The organism is Nocardiopsis sp. M1B1 (assembly GCF_052466615.1).
Genome location: NZ_CP196194.1, coordinates 5742476 through 5762474, shown reverse-complemented (window position 1 = coordinate 5762474; position 19999 = coordinate 5742476). Strand labels below are relative to the sequence as shown.

The following is a 19999-nucleotide window of genomic DNA, read 5'->3' as shown; positions in this document are numbered from 1 at the left end:
GGCGCCCGGGCTCGGCGGGTCGTGTCGATCGATCGGGTGGCCTGGTTCGCCGGACCGCCCGGACCCGAAAGGACCGCTCGGGCCCCGCGGGGACGTTCAGGTCTGGTGGGCGGCCTCGTGGGCCGCCCTCTCCTGGAGCCCCTCCAGCGCGGGCAGCAGCCAGTCGTCCACGGCCGCCAGGTGGCCGCCGCTCTCGTCCTGCCGGTCGTGCAGGTACCGGGTGGCCAGGTCGATCAGGTACAGCGCCATCACCGTGGACACCGTGTGGGAGCGGACCCCGGTCTCGGACATCAGCGGGTCGCGCAGCAGCCGCGACCCGCTCTCCAGCCACCGGTGCACCCCCGGGTGGACCCCGGCCTGCACGCACTCGTTGAGGTCGTAGTGCAGGGCGTCGAAGCCCGCGGGGGCGTCCATGGCGAGGCGCTCCCAGTCCCACACGAACGCGCGCCGCGCGGTGCTGGCGATGTTCCACCTGGTCAGGTCGCCGTGCCAGGCTCCGAACGGCACGTACACGTCGGGCAGGCGGCGCAGCGCCGCGCGCAGGGGCGCCACCTCGGGGCGCGTGCCCAGCGTCACGATCCGCTCCTCCAGCGACCGCCGGTAGGGGCTGTCGGACAGCCTCCGGCGCCGCACCCTGGACAGTCCGACGATCTGCGTCACGCATCTCAGCAGCTGGCGCCGTGTGGGCCGGTCGGTCTGGACGCCCACCGGCAGCGCCTCCTGCACCAGCAGCGGGTGGCCGTTCCACTCGCCCTCGTGCAGCAGCCGGGGGACGGTCACGTCCGGCAGGCGGGCCTCGGCGAGCTGGCGCAGGGCGCGCGTCTCGGCGCGCACCAGGCGCGAGGTCAGGTCGTTGACGGCCACCTTGGCGTAGCCGATCGTGCGTCCGCCGGGCGTGAGCAGCAGGAGCACCGGCTTGCGGTTGGCCCGGGGCGGGCCCACGTGGATGGCGACGGCCAGATCGCGGTCCAGCGCCGCCGTGAGCGCGTGCTCGATGCCCGGTCCGGCCCCCACGTACAGCCGGTCCCGCAGCAGGAGCGGGGCCAGCCCGGTGGCGAACGCCCCGGTCAGCAGCAGTGTGCGCGCCCTCTCCCGGAACGAGTGCCCCTGCGCGAAGGACGTGATGCCCCGGGTGGCCGCCGACCGGTCGTGCGCGGGCAGGATCACCCGGGGGTTCTGCGCGTTGGGGACCGGAAGGTACTGGGTGCCCCGGTCGCGGCGCACCAGCCGCCGCATACCGCGGTCGCCGGGGCCGAGCAGTCCGCCGCACGGCCACAGCACCGCGGCGAGGTCGGTCAGGTAGGTCGTCTCGCTGTTCACCAAAGACCCCCGCGGGTGCGCGCGGTCCGCCGCCGGAGCACCGGTTCCTCGCCCCGCCACAGCAGGGCGACGGCGACCATGGTGACGGCCAGCGGGGACATCAGCGCGACGTAGAAGAACATGTACCAGAACAGCAGCAGCACGGTCAGCAGCGCGCCCTGCCCCTCCAGCGAGGCCGCGCGGCGGTAGCGCCACACGACGTGCGCGAAGAAGGCGAGCATGAGGCCGGTGCCCACCCAGCCACCGGCGATCAGCGTCATCCACAGCTGTCCCGCGTTGCCGATGACGTGCTGGCCGCAGCCGGGACACTCGGAGGTGGGGCCGATCGCGATCGACTCCGAGCTGCCCAGGCTCTCGCGGGTGGTGCCCCACCCCGTGACCGGGGACAGCCGGGCGGCCTCCACGGACGCCGCGTTGGTGGCGGCCCGGCCGTCGTCGCTGTGCGGGTTGTCGAGCCTGGCCCTCACCACCTCGGCGAGCGGTGAGGCGGCCAGCGCCAGCAGCACCGCCAGGCCCGCGACGGCGCAGGCGCCCACCAGGACCACCCGGCCGCGGCGCAGCGCCACCAGGGCCGCGAAGGCCGCGGACAGGGCCAGCCCCGCCCACAGGGCCCGGTTGAGCGAGTACACGGCGGGGGCCACGGCCAGCGCGACGGCGGCCAGTCCACCCCAGCGCACCCAGCCCGAACCCTGCGCCACCCAGCCCACCACCAGCCACACCAGCAGCAGGGAGAGCATGTAGCCCCAGACGTTGGTGTACTCCCAGGGCGCCTTCGGCCGGGCCGACTCGTACCCGAAGATGTCCATGACCTGCGCCGACGCCGGATGGATGAGGGTCTGCATGTAGGGGTCGGCGGCGAGGGCGGCGGGGAGCAGGTACTCCGCCGGGGCCGTGAACTCGAACCGGGGCGCGAGCATGCCCAGGTAGCCGCCCGCGATCGTGGTCAGGCACAGCACCGCCAGCGCGCCCACGACCGCGCGCGTGGGCAGCTCGCGCTCGGAGAGGTTGCCGACGTAGAGCAGCAGGACCGTCAGCACCAGGTAGTTGACCGCGCGGAGCACCGCGCCGCCGTATCCGCCGCTGCCCGGCACGGTTCCGGGCATCTCCAGGTGGACCAGGCACAGGCCCAGCACCGTCCACAGCAGGAACAGCGCCCACAGCCAGAACCCCGGGGGGACCCGCAGCCCCGTGGCGCGGTGCCGGCGCACCAGTTCGGCGGCCATCGGGACCGCGAACAGCCAGTACGCGAACTGCCCCAGGCCCAGCGCCCACCACAGCGGGTACCCGGCCAGCAGCCAGAGCAGCGGCCGACCGGTGCCGACGCGGGTTCCGCCCACGGGGAGCGGGTCCCCGAGGCCCCCGACGACGGGGCCCGCCGCCCCGGCGGTCGGCCGGGGGGCGCGTGCGGACGTGCTCCAGGCCATCAGTTCCGGGTCCCCGGGGCGGTGTCCGGGGATGCGGAGTCCCCGGCGGCTCCGGTCGGCCGGGGCTCCTCGGTTCCCTCTGTCCCCTCGGTCGCGAAGGCCACGAGGGCCTCCGTGGCCTCGGCGCCGCTGACGGTCGCCTCGGGGTCGTGGGACTCCCGCGACTCGGCGGTCCGGGCCAGCCCGAAGGCCATCTCCGCCTCCGAGGCCGAGCCCGGGGCCGCCGCGGTCCCCGCGGCTCCGCCGCTGGCCCCGCCGGTCCGGTCCACTCCGGTCGTGTCTGTGCCAGCTGTGTCCGCTCCGGTCCGGTCCGGGGCCGCGGCGTCCTCCCCGGTCCGGCCGGTCCCGGTGGCCTCGGGCGTCACCGGGATCTGGGTGGCGCCGTCGCCGCCCAGCACGCGGGGGACCTCCAAGCCCGCGGGTATCCCGCCGTCGCGGGGAGCAGCCGCGTCCTGTGCGGTGCCGTCGTCGGCCCCGCCCGCCTCCGCGATCCGCTCGGCTCCGTCCGCCTCCGCGATTCGCGCGGCCGTGTCGGTCCCGGCCACCCCGGAGCGCTCCTCGGCGGGGCCGACGCCACCGGCTCGCTCACCGACGTCCGCGCCCGCGGAGTCCGCGTCCTCCGCCGGACCCTCCACGGCCTTCCCGCGTCCCGCCGCGGCCTCCGCCCGCCGGGGGCCGGGCACCCCGGGAACCCCTTCGGCGTCCCTGGGCGCCGGGGGCCGTGCCGCCCCGCCGCGCCCCCGCGTCCCGGTGGCCCCGGCAGGGGGCAGTTCGCTGACGATGCCGGTCAGCGCGATCCCCGTACCGGCGCGGCCCTTCGCGGCCCCGGCCGACTCCTCGGCCCGCTCGTCCGACCCGACCGCTCCGTCCCTTCCGGGCGTGCGGCCGGACCCGGCGGCCTCCTCCCCGGGGACCGGCTCCCCGGCGACCGGCTCGGCGGCGGGCGGCGACGCCACCGGCGCGGGCCCGGCCAGCGGCTGACGCGGCAGGACGGCCGTGCCCGGAACGGGCACCCCGAACCGGTCGGCGAGGACGAGCAGCTCCCGCAGCTCGGCCCGGCGCGTGCGGTCCAGTTCGACCACCGGCAGCATCAGGTCGGCCGAACCGGCCAGCGCGTGCGCGTCGGCGCGCTCGCTCACCGGCGCCACCGCCACCACCACGTACTCGGCCCCCGCCCGCAGCAGCCGCACCAGTTCCGGCATGGCGGTGCCCTGCACCGGCGCGTCCAGACCCGGCGACCCGTAGCGCAGGACCCGCAGCCGGGACACCGCGTCGGGACGCACCTCCAGGTCGGCGGGGTCCTCACCCTCCAGCAGCGCCTCGGCCAGCCCGGGGCCCTCCGGCAGTCCCAGCAGCTCGCCGACCGTGTCGGTGCGGGGGTCGGTGCACACCAGCAGCGTCTCCGAGCCCGTGCGGGCCAGGGAGGCGGCCAGGTTCACCGCGGCCGCCGCACCGGCGCGACCCGGGGTGGTCGCGGTGACGAGCAGCACGCGGCCGAGGACCGCCTCCTCCTCACCGAGGAGTCCGGCCAGCCCGTCCTCCTCCCGGGTGCCGCCCGCGTCCGCGGCCGTTCCGGCGCGGTCGGACACTCCCGTCCCGCCCGCCCCGGCACCCTCCGAGGGCCGGTCGGCCGCCGAGGGAGCGGGGACCGCGGCGAGGCGGGCGCGCACCAGGTGCGCGAACTCGTTGACCCGCTGCCCGCGCCGGTCGCCGTCCGTCAGCAGCCCGGGGGAGCGCTGGCCGCGCCCGACCCGCTCGGACAGGTCGAGCAGCACCGGCACCGCCCCGATCCGCCCGGTCTCCTCGGCGTCGTGCAGCCCCGGGTCGAGGCGGTCGCGCACCACGGCCGCCAGCAGCCCCGTCAGCAGGCCGAGCGCACCGCCGCCGATCAGCCACAGGGCGGGCATCGGGCTGCTCGCGCGCTCGGGGAGCCCCGCCGGGGTGATGACACTGCCGGGCTCGACCGTCTCGGCCAGGGCGCTGAGCGGGCTGATTCCGTTGCCCAGCTCGGTGATCTCCGCGCGCAGGGCCTCCACCCGCGCGTCCGCACCGGGGTCGGCGGACTCCCCGGCGGCCTCGGCGAGGGCCTCGTAGCGGGCCTCCTGCTCACCGCGCAGCGCCTCCAGGTGGCTGTCGATCAGTTCGTCGATCCGCTCGCGGCGCAGTTCGAGGTAGGCGTCGGCGTAGGCCTGCGCGCCCGCCCGCGCGGCCTCCGGGCTCCCGGCGGAGTAGCTGATCTCCAGGACGCTGCTGTTGGGGGGAACGCTCACGTCCACCCGCTCGCGCAGGTCCGTCACCGAGGGCGCGGCACCGCCCTCCTCCGCCAGGGCCTCGGCCACGGCGGACGACACGCGGTCCGACAGCAGGACCTGCGCCTCGGTGTCGAGGTTGACGTCCCCGGCCAGGCGGCCCGAGCGCTCCCCGGTGAACTCGGCCATCCCGCTGGGCTGGACCTGGACGGCGGAGACGGAGGTGTAGGCGGCGGGGAGTCCGACCGCCGCGGCGGAGGCCAGGGCCAGCCCGCCGAGCACCCCGGCGCCGACGAACCGCCAGCGGCGGCGCAGCAGTGCCGTGTACTCCCTCAGTTCCGGTCCGGACGGGCCGGGGGCGTCGGTGTCCATCGAGTCCTCTCCGCGCAAAGGTAGTCAACACTTTTAGTGATTGATTGCATACTAAGTGTAATCCCTTGGGGGATCTTCGCGGCGTGGGCGAGCGGCCGTTTCCCGACTCGGGTAGTGACCGGAACCGGAGAGCGCGTCACAACCCGGGAAGACTCCCGGGCACGCGAAAGGGGCGGCGGGACACCCCCGCCGCCCCCTCGGACGCCTCGACCGACCTAGCTGATGACCACCGTGGGCGGAAGACCGGTGGAGGACTCCCACGCCTCGTCGCACTCGTTCTGGCTGGAGACCGTGTGCGCCAGGGCCGAGCAGTCCCGGTACTGCGCCATCTGCTCCTGGTACACCACGGCCACCGCGAACAGCGACAGCGACATCACGATCCCCAGCACGCCAACGACCACGCTCATCAGCGCGCCCGGCGCCTCGGTGCGGTTCGCCCGCGCGGCCCGCCTCGCCCGGAAGCCCTGCACGACACCGAACACGGACAGCACGACCCCGTAGGGCGGCAGCAGCAGGCCGGCCGCCCCGAAGAACAGGCCCCACAGGCCGCCGCGTTCGGCTCTGGGCGGCTGCCCCTCGTTCCGGGGCTCCGGGCTGTTGTCGGTCAAGGTTCACTCCTTATGCGCGCCCCGCTCGGGGCGCCGTGGTCGCCTCCGCCGCACGGAGGCTACCCGTCGTCCATGGTCACGCCGGTCCGCGGGCCACCGAGACCCCCGTCACAGGCCGGCCAACACCCACTCCCCGTGGGTAGACGCTACCTGGACCGATAGGGTGGGAACGCGGGCGGGCCCAGCGGGTGCGCCCGTCACCCGCCCGTCACCCGCCGCCACCCCCAACGGACGCCTCCGGCCCACGGAGGCCCGCGGGGGAGCGCCCGGCGGAGGACGATCGGGTCACCCGCATACCACGCCTCCGGCTCCGGCGCGCGCCGGCCCCGGACCGGCGTACGCGAGATCCGGATGCTGCGCCGTCCCCCGGCGCCCCCGGAAGGCCAGAGGCGGCTCTCGCACCGTTCTCTACACAATGGGAGAAGCATTGTCCGCGCGAGTGGTGGTCCTCATATCGGGCACGGGCAGCAACATGGCCGCCCTGCTGGAGGCGGCCAGGGACCCGGCCTACGGGGCGACCGTCGTCGCCGTCGGCTCCGACCGCGAGGGGACCCGCGGCGTCGAACTGGCCGAGGAGGCCGGTGTGCCCGCGTTCGTCGTCCCCTTCCGCGACTACCCCGACCGCTCGCGGTGGAACGCCGCCATGGCCGAACGCATCAGCGAGCACCGCCCCGACCTGGTGGTCTCCGCGGGCTTCATGCGCATCCTCGGCCCCGCCGTGATCGGCAGCCACCCCGCGGTCAACATCCACCCCGCGCTGCTGCCCTCCTTCCCCGGCGCGCACGCCGTGCGTGACGCGCTCGCCCACGGTGTCCGCGTCACCGGCACCACCATCCACTTCCTCGACGAGGGCGTCGACTCCGGTCCGATCATCGACCAGGTCGCGGTGCCCGTCGAGGACGGCGATGACGAAGCCAGCCTCCACGAGCGCATCAAGACCGTGGAGCGGGCGATGCTGGTCGACACGGTCGGCAGGCTCGCCCGCGAGGGCTGGACCATCGACGGCAGGCACGTGCGGTTCGGCCGCACCGAGCAGCGCGTCACCGACGCGACCGACACGAAGGAGAACCGGTGACCCAGCAGGCCATCAGGCGTGCGTTGATCAGCGTCTACGACAAGACCGGTCTGGAGGAGCTGGGCATCGGCCTGGCCGAGGCCGGGGTGGAGATCGTCTCCACCGGCTCCACCGCCGCGCGGCTGCGCGCCGCCGACATCCCCGTCACCCCCGTGGAGGACGTCACCGGCTTCCCCGAGATCATGGAGGGCCGCGTCAAGACGCTGCACCCCTCCGTGCACGCCGGGCTCCTGGCCGACCAGAACAACCCCGAGCACGTCGCCAGGATCAAGGAGCTGGGCATCGCCCCCTTCGACCTGGTCGTGGTCAACCTCTACCCCTTCCGGGACACCGTCGCCTCCGGCGCCTCCGAGGCCGACTGCATCGAGAAGATCGACATCGGCGGCCCCGCCATGGTGCGCGCCTCGGCCAAGAACCACGGCAGCGTCGCGATCGTGGTCGACCCGGGCGGCTACGACGCCGCCCTGGAGGCCGTCCGCGACGGCGGCTTCACCCTGGAGCAGCGCAAGCGCCTGGCCGGGCTCGCCTTCCAGCACACCGCCGCCTACGACGCGGCCGTCGCCGACTGGTTCGCGGCCGAGTACGCCCCCGACGCCGAGGCCGCCGAGTCGGGCTGGCCCGGTTTCCTGGCCACCGTCCACAACCGCAGGGACGTCCTGCGCTACGGCGAGAACCCCCACCAGAAGGCGGCGCTGTACACCGTCGCGGGCGCCCCGGAGACCGGCCTGGCCGGAGCCGAGCAGCTGCACGGCAAGGCGATGTCCTACAACAACTACGTGGACGCCGACGCCGCGCTGCGCGCCGCCCACGACTTCGACCAGCCGTGCGTGGCCATCATCAAGCACGCCAACCCGTGCGGGATCGCCGTCGGCGCCGACAACGCCGAGGCCCACCGCAGGGCGCACGCCTGCGACCCGGTGTCGGCCTTCGGCGGCGTCATCGCCACCAACCGACCCGTCGGCGAGGAGCTGGCCGGGCAGATCGCGGAGATCTTCACCGAGGTCGTCGTCGCCCCCGCCTTCGAGCCCGCGGCCGTGGAGATCCTCAGCCGCAAGAAGAACATCCGCCTGCTCGTGGCGCAGGGCTCCGGCCCCGGCGCGGGCGTGGAGCACCGCCAGATCAGCGGCGGCCTGCTGGTGCAGTCGCGCGACGCCATCGACGCCCCCGGCGACGACCCCTCCACCTGGACCCTGGCCACCGGCGAGCCCGCCGACGAGGCCACCCTGGCCGACCTGGCCTTCGCCTGGAAGGCCGTGCGCGCGGTCAAGTCCAACGCCATCCTCCTGGCCTCCGGCGGCGCCACCGTGGGCGTGGGCATGGGCCAGGTCAACCGCGTGGACTCCGCCCGCCTGGCGGTCACGCGCGCGGGCGAGAGGGTGACCGGCTCCGTCGCGGCCAGCGACGCCTTCTTCCCCTTCCCCGACGGCCTGGAGATCCTCACCGGCGCGGGGGTCCGCGCCGTCGTCCAGCCCGGAGGCTCGGTCCGCGACGAGGAGGTCGTGGCCGCGGCCGAGGCGGCCGGCGTGACCATGTACCTCACCGGGACCCGGCACTTCTTCCACTGAGCGAGGAGACACACGCATGAGCGCGATCGTCCTGGACGGCAAGGCCGTCGCCAAGTCCATCCGCGAGGAGCTCTCCGAGCGGGTGGCGAAGCTGCACGACCGCGGCGTCACCCCCGGTCTGGGCACGGTCCTGGTCGGCGACGACCCGGGCAGCCACTCCTACGTGCGCGGCAAGCACCGCGACTGCGCCCAGGTGGGCATCGCCAGCATCCGCCGCGACCTGCCCGCCGACGCCACCCAGGAGCAGGTGGAGCAGGCCGTCCACGAACTCAACGCGGACCCGGCCTGCACCGGCTACATCGTGCAGCTCCCGCTGCCCAGGGGCCTGGACGAGAACCGCGTGCTGGGCCTGATCGACCCGATCAAGGACGCGGACGGCCTCCAGCCCTCCAACCTCGGCAAGCTGGTGCTGATGCAGGAGGCGCCGCTGCCGTGCACCCCGCGCGGCATCGTGGAGCTGCTCACCCGCTACGAGGTGCCGCTCAAGGGCGCCGAGGTGGTCGTGGTCGGGCGCGGCGTGACCGTGGGCCGTCCCCTCGGCCTGCTGCTGACCCGCCGGTCGGAGAACGCCACCGTCACCCTGTGCCACACCGGCACCCGTGACCTGGCCGAGCACACGCGCCGCGCGGACATCATCGTCGCCGGTGCCGGAGTGCCCGGGCTCATCACCAAGGACATGGTGAAGCCGGGCGCGGCCGTGCTGGACGTGGGCGTCTCGCGCACCGAGTCGGGCCTGGTCGGCGACGTCGTCCCCGACGTGGCCGAGGTGGCCGGGCACCTGTCGCCCAACCCCGGCGGCGTGGGCCCGATGACCCGGGCGATGCTGCTGGTGAACGTGGTGGAGGCCGCCGAGCGGCAGGCCGCCGCCCTTTAGGCAGTGTTTTTGGGGCCTCCGCTTCGCTTCGGCCCGTGTTCGGGCGCCCGGAGAACGGGAATGGGGTTGTAGCAGGCACAGTGGTGTCTTCGGCGGGTTCGCTCGTTCCTCGCGAACCCGCCTCCGCCACCTCCAGAACCCCGTGGGCGCCCGAACCGACCCCCACAAGCTGAGGCCGGTCCGAAGAGCCGTCCCTAACCACACCCCTCCCGGGCCCCGTCCGAGGCGGGGCCCGGCTCCGGCGTCACACACGGGCCGAATCCGGTCACACCGTGTGACCGGACCCGGCCCGACCGTTCGCACGTCACCCCTCCGGTGGGGCCGGGGGAGCGCTCAGCTTGCCTTGCGGGCCGAGCCGCCGATCGGCATCGGCCGCACCAGACCCAGCGCCACGACCTCGTTGGCCAGCCGCGTCCTGCGGTTCTGCCCCTCGGGGATGCGGAACTTCTGGTACAGCCGCAACAGGTGCTGTTTGACCGCCGCCTCGGTGACCACCAGCGCCTCGGCGATGTCCCGGGCGGTGGCGGGGGCCACGAAGGCCTCCTCCGACAGCGCGGGCTGGCACAGCGCGGTCAGCACGTCCAGCTCCCGGCGGGTGAGCTCGGGGGCGGCGCCGCGGCGCAGCTCGATGTCGGGGCTGATCTGCTCCTTGGGCAGTCCGCCGACCCGGCAGCGCGCGGTGCCGAAGCTCACCACGTCGCCCTCCTCCAGCACCCGGCGGGCGATGGGGCGGCCGTTCACCCGGGTCCCGTTGCGCGACAGGCCCAGGTCCACCACGTAGACGTAGGGGCCGCGGCGGACCAGTTCGGCGTGCAGCTGGGAGACGCTCGGATCGTTCAGCCGGATGTCGGCGCCCTCCCCGCGGCCGACCGTGGTGACCTCACCGGCGAGCTGGCGTATGTCCCCGGTCTCTTCGACGCGGAGGTAGGGCCCGTCCACGGTGGTTCCTCCCGGAGTGGGGTGGCGCTGCCGGTGGGGGTGCGGGCGACGGTGGTGGAGGGGAGGCTGTCGTGGGGTGACGGTTCGGTCTACGCGTGGAGTGGGCTTCATGGGGGTGGTCCTCGCTCACCGGTGCACTCATCTCCAGCTTGGTTACCCGGGCGGTAAGCGTTCTACGCGCTTACTCCGGAGTTAGACGGATAAGGCGTGCAAATACGGCTCTGTGGCCGAACCGGAAGCGGGAAACGGTCATGGGCGTTCGGGGCCCGAGCCGGGCCGTTTCCGTGAGCCCTGAGGAGTCGGCGATCCGGATCACTACAATGGGCGCAGTCTCTCCCGGACGGGAAGCCTCGCTTCCCGCGCGGCGCCGCCGAAACCCTCACGGACGCGAGCCTCCGGAGCGGTGTTCGGTTTTCGGACAGCCAGTCCTCGACGGATGGCCGGTCCGTGCCAGTTCCCGGGAGAAGACCGTGAACGAGCCGCGAGGCGGCCAAGCACATTCGTAACCGAACGGGTCGGGACGCGGTGGACAAGGCGGGGCAGGCGGATTTGGCGGACGCGGACGAGGGCGCGCCCGGTGCGAGGGCACCAGGCGGGGCGGCCCGCGGCGGACGGGAGCCCGAGGGGGGAGCGCCGGGCGGGGACGGCCCCGAGGGGCCGGAGCCCGGCGGCGGCTCCGCCAGGGACTCCGGGGCGGACTCCGGGGAGGTCGCGCGGGAGCCGACCGCGGAGGGGCCCGAGGCGCCGTACTGGCTCTCGCAGGTGCCCTACTTCCTGGTCATGTCGGCGCTCGCGGCGGGGATCGTGGTCGTGGCCGCGGCCTACTTCAAGCGCGGACCGGCGATCATCGCGGGCGCGCTGCTGCTGGCGGCGACCTTCCGGGTGCTCCTGCCCCGGGACTGGGTCGGGATGCTCGCCGTGCGCCGCCGGTGGATCGACCTGCTCACCCTGACCACCCTCGCGGTCCTGCTGATCGTGCTGGCATGGGTGGCGCCGCAACTGTCCGCCTAGGCGTCGAATAAGCTTGACGTCGAGATACCGCGACACCGAGAAGCCACCTGCCCGCCGGGGAGCACGGACCCCGGACGGGACCGGTGGACCGCCGGGTGCGCGGACCGGCCTCCGGCCACGAGCCGGACACGGGCCCGCGGCGCACGAGGCGGCAGCGAAGACTGAAGGGACAGCCACACAGCCATGGCCAAGATCAAGGTCGAGAACCCCGTAGTCGAGCTCGACGGCGACGAGATGACCCGGATCATCTGGTCCTTCATCAAGGACCGTCTGATCCTCCCCTACCTCGACGTCGACCTGAAGTACTACGACCTGGGCATCGAGGAGCGCGACCGCACCGACGACCAGATCACCGTCGACGCGGCCAACGCCATCAAGGAGCACGGCGTCGGCGTCAAGTGCGCCACCATCACCCCGGACGAGGCCCGGGTGGAGGAGTTCGGCCTCAAGAAGATGTGGCGGTCGCCCAACGGCACCATCCGCAACATCCTCGGCGGCGTCGTCTTCCGCGAGCCCATCATCTGCGAGAACGTGCCCCGCCTGGTCCCGGGCTGGACCAAGCCGATCATCATCGGCCGCCACGCCCACGGCGACCAGTACAAGGCCACCGACTTCAAGGTGCCCGGCCCCGGCACGGTCACCATGACCTACACCCCGGCCGACGGCAGCGAGCCGGTCGAGTTCGACATCGCCAACTTCCCCGAGGCCGGCGGCGTCGCGATGGGCATGTACAACTTCCGCAAGTCCATCGAGGACTTCGCGCGCGCGAGCCTGAACTACGGCCTGGACCGCAACTACCCGGTCTACATGTCCACCAAGAACACGATCCTCAAGGCCTACGACGGCATGTTCAAGGACGTGTTCCAGGAGATCTTCGAGACCGAGTTCAAGGACCGCTTCGACTCCGCGGGCCTGACCTACGAGCACCGCCTCATCGACGACATGGTCGCCGCGGCGCTCAAGTGGGAGGGCGGCTACGTCTGGGCCTGCAAGAACTACGACGGTGACGTGCAGTCCGACACCGTCGCCCAGGGCTTCGGCTCCCTCGGCCTGATGACCTCCGTCCTGCGCACCGCGGACGGCCGCACGGTCGAGGCCGAGGCCGCCCACGGCACGGTGACCCGCCACTACCGCCAGCACCAGCAGGGCAAGCCCACCTCCACCAACCCGATCGCCTCCATCTTCGCGTGGACCCGCGGCCTGGAGCACCGGGGCAAGCTCGACAACACCCCCAAGGTCGTCGAGTTCGCCAACACCCTGGAGGACGTCGTCATCAAGACCGTCGAGGGCGGCCAGATGACCAAGGACCTCGCGCTGCTCGTCGGCGGCGACCAGGAGTTCCTGACCACGGAGCAGTTCCTGGCCGCGCTGGACGAGAACCTCGCCAAGCGCCTGGCCTGAGCCCCCGCGCTCCGTCCGCGCGGCGGTGCACGCGGCGGGCCCGGACCCGGACGGTCCTGATCCGGACCGTCCGGGTGAGACCTCGCTCACGCCCGGTCGCCCCTCGGGGGGCGGCCGGGCTTCGCCGTGTCCGGGGCGGGCGGAACCCGCCTCCACGGGGCCAGGGTGTCGCAAACGCGGCCTTCGCGGGGTTCTGGGCCCGCGGTCGGTCAAAGTTTCCCGGCGTGTTTCCCGTGTTCGGCGTACATGCGCGGGTCGGCGGTGGCAGGATGGCAACGCCGGACCACCGCAGAGGCCAGAGGGTGCGACATAGGCCACGTGCACAGGATTCGCACCTTAAGCGTGCTTTGACCTATTGTGGAGACGTGCCGGTGAGAATCGGCAGGCCAGAGCGGGTTTCGGCTCCTCTGCCACTGTGACCGACGTGCCGGCCGTGCGCCCGCTGGGGGGTAGGCGCGCACAGTACGGAACGTCACGAAGAAGGGCCCGTCGCCTCGGCGACGGGCCCTTCGCCTTTCCCCGGACCGTCCGCCCTTCCACGGCCCGCGGCGGTCCTGCCTCCGGCCTACTCCTGGAAGGCGCTCTCGGGGATCGGCTCCCCGGCCCGCATGGCGGCGAACATCTCCTCAGAGCGCGCCTCGTCCCAGACCACCACCGAGCCGACCCCGTCCAGCGTGGGGGTCTGTCCCACGGGGATCGCGGTGGTCTGCGTACCGCCGCGCATCGCCAGGAGCATGCTGCCCAGGTGCCGCAGGTCGTCTCCCTCGTCCACCATGAAGGTGTCGGTGCCCGCGAGCACCAGCGGGACGGACTCGAAGGGGTTGAACAGCGTGGAGGGCGCGCTGGCCGTCTGGACCAGCGCCGAGAAGAACTCGCGCTGGCGGGCGATGCGGTCCAGGTCGGCGCGCGGCGTGGCCCGGGTGCGCACGTAGCCCAGGGCGGTGCCGCCGTCCATCGTCTGGCAGCCCGCCTCGATGTCCAGCCCGGCCTTGGGGTCGGCCATGGCCTCCTCCGGGCACAGCTCCACGCCGCCCACCGCGTCCACGATGTCGACGAAGCCGCCCATGCCGATCTCCACGTAGTGGTCGATGTGCACGCCCGAGGCGCGCTCGAAGGTCTCCACGAGGGGGGCGGGGCCGCCGCAGACCTCCTCGCCCGCGTCGTTCGTGCCGCACACGGTGTCGGCGAAGGCGGTGTTGATCTTGTTGTCGGCGTAACCGGGGACGGCCAGGGGGACGTAGGAGTCGCGGGGGACGCTGACGATGGTGGGGTCGCCCTCGTCGGGGATGTAGAGCACCATGATGGTGTCGGTCCGGCGGCCCTCGGCGTAGCCGGTGGCCATCTCGTCCATCTGCTCCTCCGACAGGCCCTGGCGGCTGTCGGAGCCGACGACCATGTAGGTCGTGCCGGGCTGCCCGTCCGGGCGGCCCTCGTAGTCCAGCAGGGCCTCCACCCGCTCCAGCCGCGAGTTCGCGTACACGTAGAACCCGCCGACGAAGACCAGGGGGACGACCAGCACCAGCACCAGCACGGTCACCGTGACGGTGGTGGCCAGCCGCCGCTTGCGCTCCTTGCGCCTGCGCTCGATGCCGCGGCCGTCGTAGACGCGTCCGGCGCTGTGGGTGCGCCTGGACCTCTGGGACTGCTGAGGCCTCGGGGACCGCCTCGGCCGCGCGGGGGGCACGTCCTCGGCGGGCGGGAGCCGACGCGTCTCGCCGACCACCCTCTGCTCGGACTCGCGCGGGCGGTAGAGCTTCTCGAACTCGTCCGGCCTGCCCGGGGACCCGCCGCGCCGGAACACGCCCTGTCTGTCGTGCTCACCGGTGCGACCGGGGTCGTCACGGTTTCGTCGGTCAGCCATCGCATCGCCCATCTGCTCAGCGTCGTGGATCGCCTCGTCGCTTACTTCCACCCTGTGTGATCGCGAAAAGGGTAGCGGGGTTCGGCGCAATGTCCCGGTTCGGCCTCCGGGAACCCCGAGGGCTCCCGCCGCGCGACCGCCTCCGCACCGCGTCCGGGCCCGGGACCCGTCGGCCCGACCGGCTCAGCGCAGCCGGTGGGCGCCCGCGGAGGGCACGGCGGCGCGCACGCGCGGGGGGACCCGGCCGTCGGCGCGGAACTCCCTGGCCAGCGCCTCGCCGATCCCCTCCACCCGCTCCTCGGCGGCCAGGGCCAGCACGGTCCCCGCCCAGCCCGACATCCGCACCCCGCGCGCCCCGGCCCGCGCGGCGGTCTCCGCGGCCAGCTCCACCTCCGGCGTGGGCAGCCCGAAGCCGCGCAGGGACAGGTGGGAGGCGGACAGGACCGGCCCGACCTCCCCGAAGCGCCCGGCCCGCAGCAGCCCCACGGCCGCGTTGAGCCGGTGCACCTCGGTCACCGCGTACTCGACCCGGCGGCGCAGCACGGGGTCCGGCAGGCTCGCCAGCGCCCCGGACAGGTCCTGGACGGCGCGCAGCGGCCCGAGCGTGCGCTGCGCCCGCTCCAACTCGGCGGAGCGGGCCGCGCGCAGGTCGCGCCGGGGCAGGGCGCCGGTGTCCACCACCACGAGCCTCAGCCCGGCCTCGGCGAGGTCGAAGGGCAGCACGGTGGTGCGCAGGCTCCTCAGGTTCACCCTGACCGCGCACCCGGGGCGGGCCGCCAGGGCCACCCGCTGGTCGGCGGTGGCGCCCTCGGGCGGGGGGCCGCCGCCCAGGTCGGCCAGGGCCAGCGCCACCGCCGCGCCCACGGCGGCCGTGTAGCCCAGGGAGGCGTGTTCGGGCAGGTCCGCGTCCAGCACCGCGCGCACGCCCGTGTCGCCGTCCAGGACGCCCGTCCGGCGCGCGGCGGCCACGGCCCCGGCCACGGCGCGCGCCGCCGCGTCGCGGGGGCGCAGCGGGCCGCTCGGGGCGGCCACGTGCACGCCCGGGTCCGGTGCGGTGCCCACGGCGGCCGTCACGCCCCAGGGCAGGGCGGCGTACAGCCCGGCCCCCGCGCCGGCCGCGGTGTGCTCGCCCATGACCGCCAGGCGCCCGGGCGCGTGCCACACGCCCGCGGGCGGCGCCTGGAACCGCGCCCGGAACCGGCCGACCAGTGCGTCGGCGTCCGGCGCCTCCTCGGGCCAGGCCCCCCGCGGACCCGCCGACCGCACACCCAACACGGCACGCAGCCGCGCCCCCGCGCCCCCCACCGAGGCCCCCTTCCGCCGGACGGTTCTTCGTCCCCCAAGTCTGCCCAAGGCCCGGACGTGTCCGTGATCACCCCCGCTGAAGCGCTTCGTCCCCGTAGGGGTGTGCGCCGCCGGGCCCGGCACAGGGGCTTCACGAGGGAGTGCGGCACCGCTACGGTTGCGGGCCACCGGTGACCGCGCGGCCGCGCGGGGTAGGGACACGGGTGACACGTGCGACGGAGAGGGAGGCCGCGTGGCCGCAGCGCTGGACAGGGCCAGGGACACCGGCAGGCACTACCGGAACCTGGGCATGGACACGTACTGGGAGCTGCGCAGGCGCAGGCCCGCCGTCGACCACCTGGTCCGGGCCTACGAGCGCTACGCCGACCGCAACGGCAACCAGTTGGCCGGGGCGGTCACCTACTTCGCCTTCCTGTCCTTCTTCCCCCTGCTGGCGCTGGCCTTCGCCGCGGTCGGCTACCTCGCCGCCGTGCAGGTCGAGGTGGGCGACTACCTCCAGCAGGCGCTGGACGGCGTCCTGCCCGGGCTGTCCGGGCAACTGCCGATCGACGAGATCGCCCAGGCCCGCGTGGGCGCCGGTGTCATCGGTGTGCTCGGTCTGCTCTACGCGGGCCTGAACGCGGTGTCCGCGCTGCGCGAGGCCCTGCACTCCATCTGGCTCAAGAACCTCAAGGAGGGCCCCAACCTCCTCCTGCGCAAGCTGGCCGACCTGCTGGTCATGCTGGGCCTGGGCGCGGCGCTGCTGCTCGCGGTGGCCTTCACCAGCGTCGCCCAGACCGCCACGCAGTGGCTCCTCGGGCTGGTGGGCCTGGACGGCTCCCTCCTGGCCAACCTGTCCCTGCGCGCGCTGGCCCTGGCCATCGCGGTCGGCGCCAACATGGCGATCTTCGTGCTTGCCTTCGCGCTGCTGTCGGGCAGCGGGCGGCCCACGCGGATGATGTGGAGGGGAGCCCTGCTGGGCGCGGTCGGGTTCGAGGTCCTCAAGGCCGCGGCGGCGGTGCTGCTGGCCGGGACGCTCAGCAACCCCGTCTACGCGTCCTTCGCCGTCCTGGTGGGGCTGCTGGTGTGGATCAACCTCGTGATGCGCCTGGTGATGTTCAGCGCGGCGTGGACGGCCACGTGGCTGCCGATGCCGCCGCCCTACACCGGCTCCCTGCCCCTGCCGGAGGAGTACGGCATGGACTGGACCCGCCCGGACTGGGCCGCGGGGGTTACGGCTCGGGTGTCGGCGAGCGAGGCGGCCGAGCGCCGCCGGGCCCGGCGCGCGCTGGCCGGGATGTTGTCCCTGCTGGGTGCGGCCGGTGCCGCGGGCACCGCGGCGTGGGCGCTGCGCCGACGCGGCGGCGACCGCGCGTAGGCGCTCCGGCGGCGCGCCCGAAACAGAAATTCTTTCCACGGAATTCGCATGAAGCGAGGCGATTGTCCCGTATGTGTGCGGTGCGTGAGGGGTAGTCCTCCCCTGTCCCGGTTGACCGGTTCTCCGGGGCGCGACGGTGCGACGGTCGAGGACGGCCGCAAACACCCCCTTCGGAGGGCAGATGGGAATCGCATTCAACTCGTCCGAACGCGCGACGATCGGAGTGGAGTGGGAACTCCAGCTCGTCGACCGGCGCAGTCGGCACCTGAGGCAGGAGGCGCCCAAGCTCCTCGCTGAACTCCCCGAGCTCAGTTCCGACTCCGCCCCGCCGCTGCGCCACGAGCTCATGCAGTCCCAGGTGGAGGTCGTGACCGGGATCTGCGAGACGGTCGAGGAGGCCAGGAGCGACCTGGGCCGCAACCTCGACCGCATGAGGGAGGTCCTCACGCCCTGGGGGACCACGCTGACCTGCTCGGGGACCCATCCCATCGACGACTGGCGCGACCAGGAGCTCAGCCCCGGCAAGCGCTACGGCGAGTTGGTCGAGCAGATGCAGTGGCTGGTCCGGCGCATCCTGACGTGCGGTGTCCACGTCCACGTCGGCGTGCGCGACAGGGACAAGGCCATCCCCATGGTCAACGCCCTGTCGCGCTACCTGCCGCACTTCCTCGCCCTGAGCGCGTCCAGCCCGTTCTGGGGCGGACAGGACACCGGCCTGGCCTCCTCCCGGTCCGTCATCTTCGGCACGCTGCCCACCGCGGGGCCGCCGCCGAACCTCCCGCACTGGGCCGCTTTCGAGGAATACCTCGAAACGCTTCTCCGGGCAGGTACCATCGCCTCTATCAAGGAAGTGTGGTGGGACATCCGTCCGCACCCTGATTTCGGCACCATCGAGATCCGGATGTTCGACGGTATTCCCACCCTGCGCGAGGTGGGAATGGCCGCCGCGCTCTCTCAGAGCCTGGTGGAGCTGTTCGATCACCAGCTCGACCGCGGGTACGGTCTGCCCAGCCCGCCGTCCTGGGTGGTGAAGGACAACAAGTGGCGTGCCACCCGCTACGGACTCGACGCTCGTGTCATCACGGACGCGCGCGGAACCACGGTTCCGCTCCGCGACGACCTGTACGAGCTGGTCCGCGAGCTGAAACCGGTCGCGACCCGCCTGGGTTGCGCCGAGGACCTGGACCTGATCTCCGAGATCCTGGACAAGGGCGCCTCCTACGAACGTCAGCGCGCGGTCATCGCCGAGGGCGGGACCCTCGACGACGTCGTGGACATGCTCGCCGCCGAGCTCCAGGGCGGTCCTCCCACCCGCGCAAGGGTCGGTGCCGGCGACGGAGCCGGTACGCGCTGAGACGTGGAGAAGAGGGGACCCTCGCATGCAGGGACATGACCTGCCGGAACAGTTGACCGCTTTCCTGGCGCGGCACGGGCGGGAGCTGAGCGGCTTCCGCCGGGACCTGCACATGCACCCCGAACTCGCCTTCGCCGAACACCGCACCACGGGGCGGATCGCCGAACGCCTGCGCGAGGTGGGCCTCGAACCGCGGGAACTGCCCCAGGGCACCGGTCTGGTCTGCGACGTCGGATCCGGCACCGGCCCCCTGGTGGCCCTGCGCGCCGACATCGACGCCCTGCCCCTGACGGACGAGAAGGACGTCCCCTACCGCTCCACCGTGCCGGGGGTCGCCCACGCCTGCGGGCACGACGTGCACACCACGGTCGTGCTGGCGGCCGGGGTCTTCCTGGCGCAGCTGGAGCGGGCGGGCGCGCTGCCCGGCCGGGTCCGCCTCATCTTCCAGCCCGCCGAGGAGCTCCCCGGCGGCGCGGTGGAGGTGGTCAACGCCGGTGCCATGGAGGGCGTGGACCGCATCTTCGCCCTGCACTGCGACCCCCGCCTGATGACGGGCCGGGTCGGGCTGCGCACCGGCGGCATCACCGCCGCCTGCGACCAGCTCATGGTGCGGCTGTCGGGCCCGGGCGGGCACACCGCGCGCCCGCACCTGACCTCCGACCTCGTCTACGCCCTGGGCAAGGTCGTCACCGAGCTGCCCGCCGCGCTGTCGCGGCGGATCGACCCCCGGGCCGGGTTCAGCCTGGTGTGGGGCAGGATCAGCGCCGGTTCCGCGCCCAACGTCATCCCCGACGACGCCGTCGCCGAGGGCACCGTGCGCTGCCTGGACGACGAGGCCTGGCACGCGGCCCCCGACATCATCAAGGGGCTGGTGGAGTCGGTGGCCTCGGCCTACGGCGCCGAGGCCGAGGTGACCTACCGGCGGGGCGTGCCGCCCACCATCAACGAGGCGACCAGCGTGGCCCTCATGCGCGAGGCCGTCGCCGCCGCCCTGGGCCCCGAGGCGGCGGCCTCCACCCCGCAGAGCCTGGGCGGCGAGGACTTCGCCTGGTACCTGGAGCACGTCCCCGGCGCGCTGGCCCGCCTGGGCACCCACTCCCCGGACTGGGACGGACCCATGCTGGACCTGCACCGGGGCACCTTCGACGTGGACGAGCGCGCCATCGGCACGGGCACCCGCTTCATGGTGACCACCGCACTGACCGCGCTGTGGGACAGCTCGCGCCGCGACACCCGTGTGGACACCGAGGAGGCCATGGCCTGAGAAGGCCCGCGGGCGGGGAG

The 19999-nt window shown here is 73.8% G+C and carries 15 protein-coding genes; 8 read left to right on the top strand and 7 right to left on the bottom strand.

From position 1 onward, the window contains the following. Positions 1–96 precede the first annotated feature (96 nt). From ACSTA4_RS24960 to ACSTA4_RS24945, 4 genes are all read right to left on the bottom strand, one after another. Entirely contained in the window at positions 97–1320 is a 1224-nt protein-coding gene (locus ACSTA4_RS24960) for a phosphotransferase (RefSeq protein ID WP_274974735.1), read from the bottom strand. Beyond that, on the bottom strand, positions 1317–2744 hold the full coding sequence (locus ACSTA4_RS24955; protein WP_444961235.1) for a ligase: 1428 nt from the start codon (positions 2742–2744) through the stop codon (positions 1317–1319). The genes ACSTA4_RS24960 and ACSTA4_RS24955 overlap by 4 nt, the downstream gene beginning before the upstream one ends. Beyond that, positions 2744–5365, bottom strand: a complete 2622-nt coding sequence (locus ACSTA4_RS24950; protein ID WP_444961234.1) for a lipopolysaccharide biosynthesis protein — start codon at positions 5363–5365, stop codon at positions 2744–2746. The genes ACSTA4_RS24955 and ACSTA4_RS24950 overlap by 1 nt, the downstream gene beginning before the upstream one ends. Positions 5366–5580: 215 nt before the next feature. Continuing rightward, positions 5581–5973: a DUF4190 domain-containing protein gene (locus ACSTA4_RS24945; protein ID WP_274974733.1), complete on the bottom strand. Its 393-nt coding sequence runs from the start codon at positions 5971–5973 to the stop codon at positions 5581–5583. Positions 5974–6412: 439 nt separating this feature from the next. Here ACSTA4_RS24945 and purN point away from each other — a divergent pair, with 439 nt between their 5' ends. From purN to ACSTA4_RS24930, 3 genes are read left to right on the top strand one after another with little or no spacing between them, the layout of a single operon-like run. After that, positions 6413–7048, top strand: a complete 636-nt coding sequence (gene purN, locus ACSTA4_RS24940) for a phosphoribosylglycinamide formyltransferase (protein ID WP_416024099.1) — start codon at positions 6413–6415, stop codon at positions 7046–7048. Beyond that, a complete protein-coding gene (purH, locus tag ACSTA4_RS24935) occupies positions 7045–8613 on the top strand; it encodes a bifunctional phosphoribosylaminoimidazolecarboxamide formyltransferase/IMP cyclohydrolase (protein ID WP_444961233.1) in 1569 nt (522 codons plus the stop codon). The genes purN and purH overlap by 4 nt, the downstream gene beginning before the upstream one ends. Positions 8614–8629: 16 nt before the next feature. Beyond that, entirely contained in the window at positions 8630–9487 is an 858-nt protein-coding gene (locus ACSTA4_RS24930) for a bifunctional methylenetetrahydrofolate dehydrogenase/methenyltetrahydrofolate cyclohydrolase (protein WP_444961232.1), read from the top strand. A gap of 333 nt (positions 9488–9820) precedes the next feature. Here ACSTA4_RS24930 and ACSTA4_RS24925 read toward each other — a convergent pair whose 3' ends face one another. Continuing rightward, positions 9821–10426 (bottom strand): FHA domain-containing protein, encoded by a 606-nt coding sequence (locus ACSTA4_RS24925; protein WP_274974730.1) that lies wholly within the window; start codon positions 10424–10426, stop codon positions 9821–9823. A gap of 525 nt (positions 10427–10951) precedes the next feature. Between ACSTA4_RS24925 and ACSTA4_RS24920 the strand changes: the two genes are divergently transcribed. After that, complete coding sequence (locus ACSTA4_RS24920; RefSeq protein WP_444961231.1) at positions 10952–11437, top strand: DUF3017 domain-containing protein; 486 nt, start codon at positions 10952–10954, stop codon at positions 11435–11437. A gap of 183 nt (positions 11438–11620) precedes the next feature. Further along, positions 11621–12838: an NADP-dependent isocitrate dehydrogenase gene (locus ACSTA4_RS24915; protein WP_013154964.1), complete on the top strand. Its 1218-nt coding sequence runs from the start codon at positions 11621–11623 to the stop codon at positions 12836–12838. 565 nt (positions 12839–13403) lie between these two features. On the opposite strand, the gene ACSTA4_RS24910 is transcribed toward ACSTA4_RS24915, so the two are convergent. Then, positions 13404–14699 carry an LCP family protein gene (locus ACSTA4_RS24910; RefSeq protein ID WP_444961230.1) on the bottom strand — a complete coding sequence of 432 codons (1296 nt, stop codon included), beginning with the start codon at positions 14697–14699 and terminating at the stop codon, positions 13404–13406. Between the two features lie 183 nt (positions 14700–14882). After that, positions 14883–16004 carry a galactokinase family protein gene (locus ACSTA4_RS24905; RefSeq protein WP_444961229.1) on the bottom strand — a complete coding sequence of 374 codons (1122 nt, stop codon included), beginning with the start codon at positions 16002–16004 and terminating at the stop codon, positions 14883–14885. 232 nt (positions 16005–16236) lie between these two features. Here ACSTA4_RS24905 and ACSTA4_RS24900 point away from each other — a divergent pair, with 232 nt between their 5' ends. The 3 genes from ACSTA4_RS24900 (at position 16237) to ACSTA4_RS24890 (ending at position 19979) form a co-directional block, all read left to right on the top strand. Beyond that, a complete protein-coding gene (locus tag ACSTA4_RS24900) occupies positions 16237–17361 on the top strand; it encodes a YihY/virulence factor BrkB family protein (RefSeq protein ID WP_444961228.1) in 1125 nt (374 codons plus the stop codon). 181 nt (positions 17362–17542) lie between these two features. Continuing rightward, on the top strand, positions 17543–18715 hold the full coding sequence (locus tag ACSTA4_RS24895; RefSeq protein ID WP_444961227.1) for a glutamate--cysteine ligase: 1173 nt from the start codon (positions 17543–17545) through the stop codon (positions 18713–18715). Positions 18716–18740: 25 nt separating this feature from the next. Continuing rightward, entirely contained in the window at positions 18741–19979 is a 1239-nt protein-coding gene (locus ACSTA4_RS24890; protein ID WP_444961226.1) for a M20 family metallopeptidase, read from the top strand. Positions 19980–19999: the final 20 nt, after the last annotated feature.

What these genes read in the sequence shown, in the direction of transcription:
- ACSTA4_RS24955 (WP_444961235.1), bottom strand. Translation starts at nt 2,744, where the DNA reads ATGGCCTGGAGCACGTCCGCACGCGCCCCCCGGCCGACCGCCGGGGCG.
- ACSTA4_RS24950 (WP_444961234.1), bottom strand. Translation starts at nt 5,365, where the DNA reads ATGGACACCGACGCCCCCGGCCCGTCCGGACCGGAACTGAGGGAGTAC.
- ACSTA4_RS24930 (WP_444961232.1), top strand. Translation starts at nt 8,630, where the DNA reads ATGAGCGCGATCGTCCTGGACGGCAAGGCCGTCGCCAAGTCCATCCGC.
- ACSTA4_RS24915 (WP_013154964.1), top strand. Translation starts at nt 11,621, where the DNA reads ATGGCCAAGATCAAGGTCGAGAACCCCGTAGTCGAGCTCGACGGCGAC.
- ACSTA4_RS24910 (WP_444961230.1), bottom strand. Translation starts at nt 14,699, where the DNA reads ATGGCTGACCGACGAAACCGTGACGACCCCGGTCGCACCGGTGAGCAC.
- ACSTA4_RS24895 (WP_444961227.1), top strand. Translation starts at nt 17,543, where the DNA reads ATGGGAATCGCATTCAACTCGTCCGAACGCGCGACGATCGGAGTGGAG.
- ACSTA4_RS24890 (WP_444961226.1), top strand. Translation starts at nt 18,741, where the DNA reads ATGCAGGGACATGACCTGCCGGAACAGTTGACCGCTTTCCTGGCGCGG.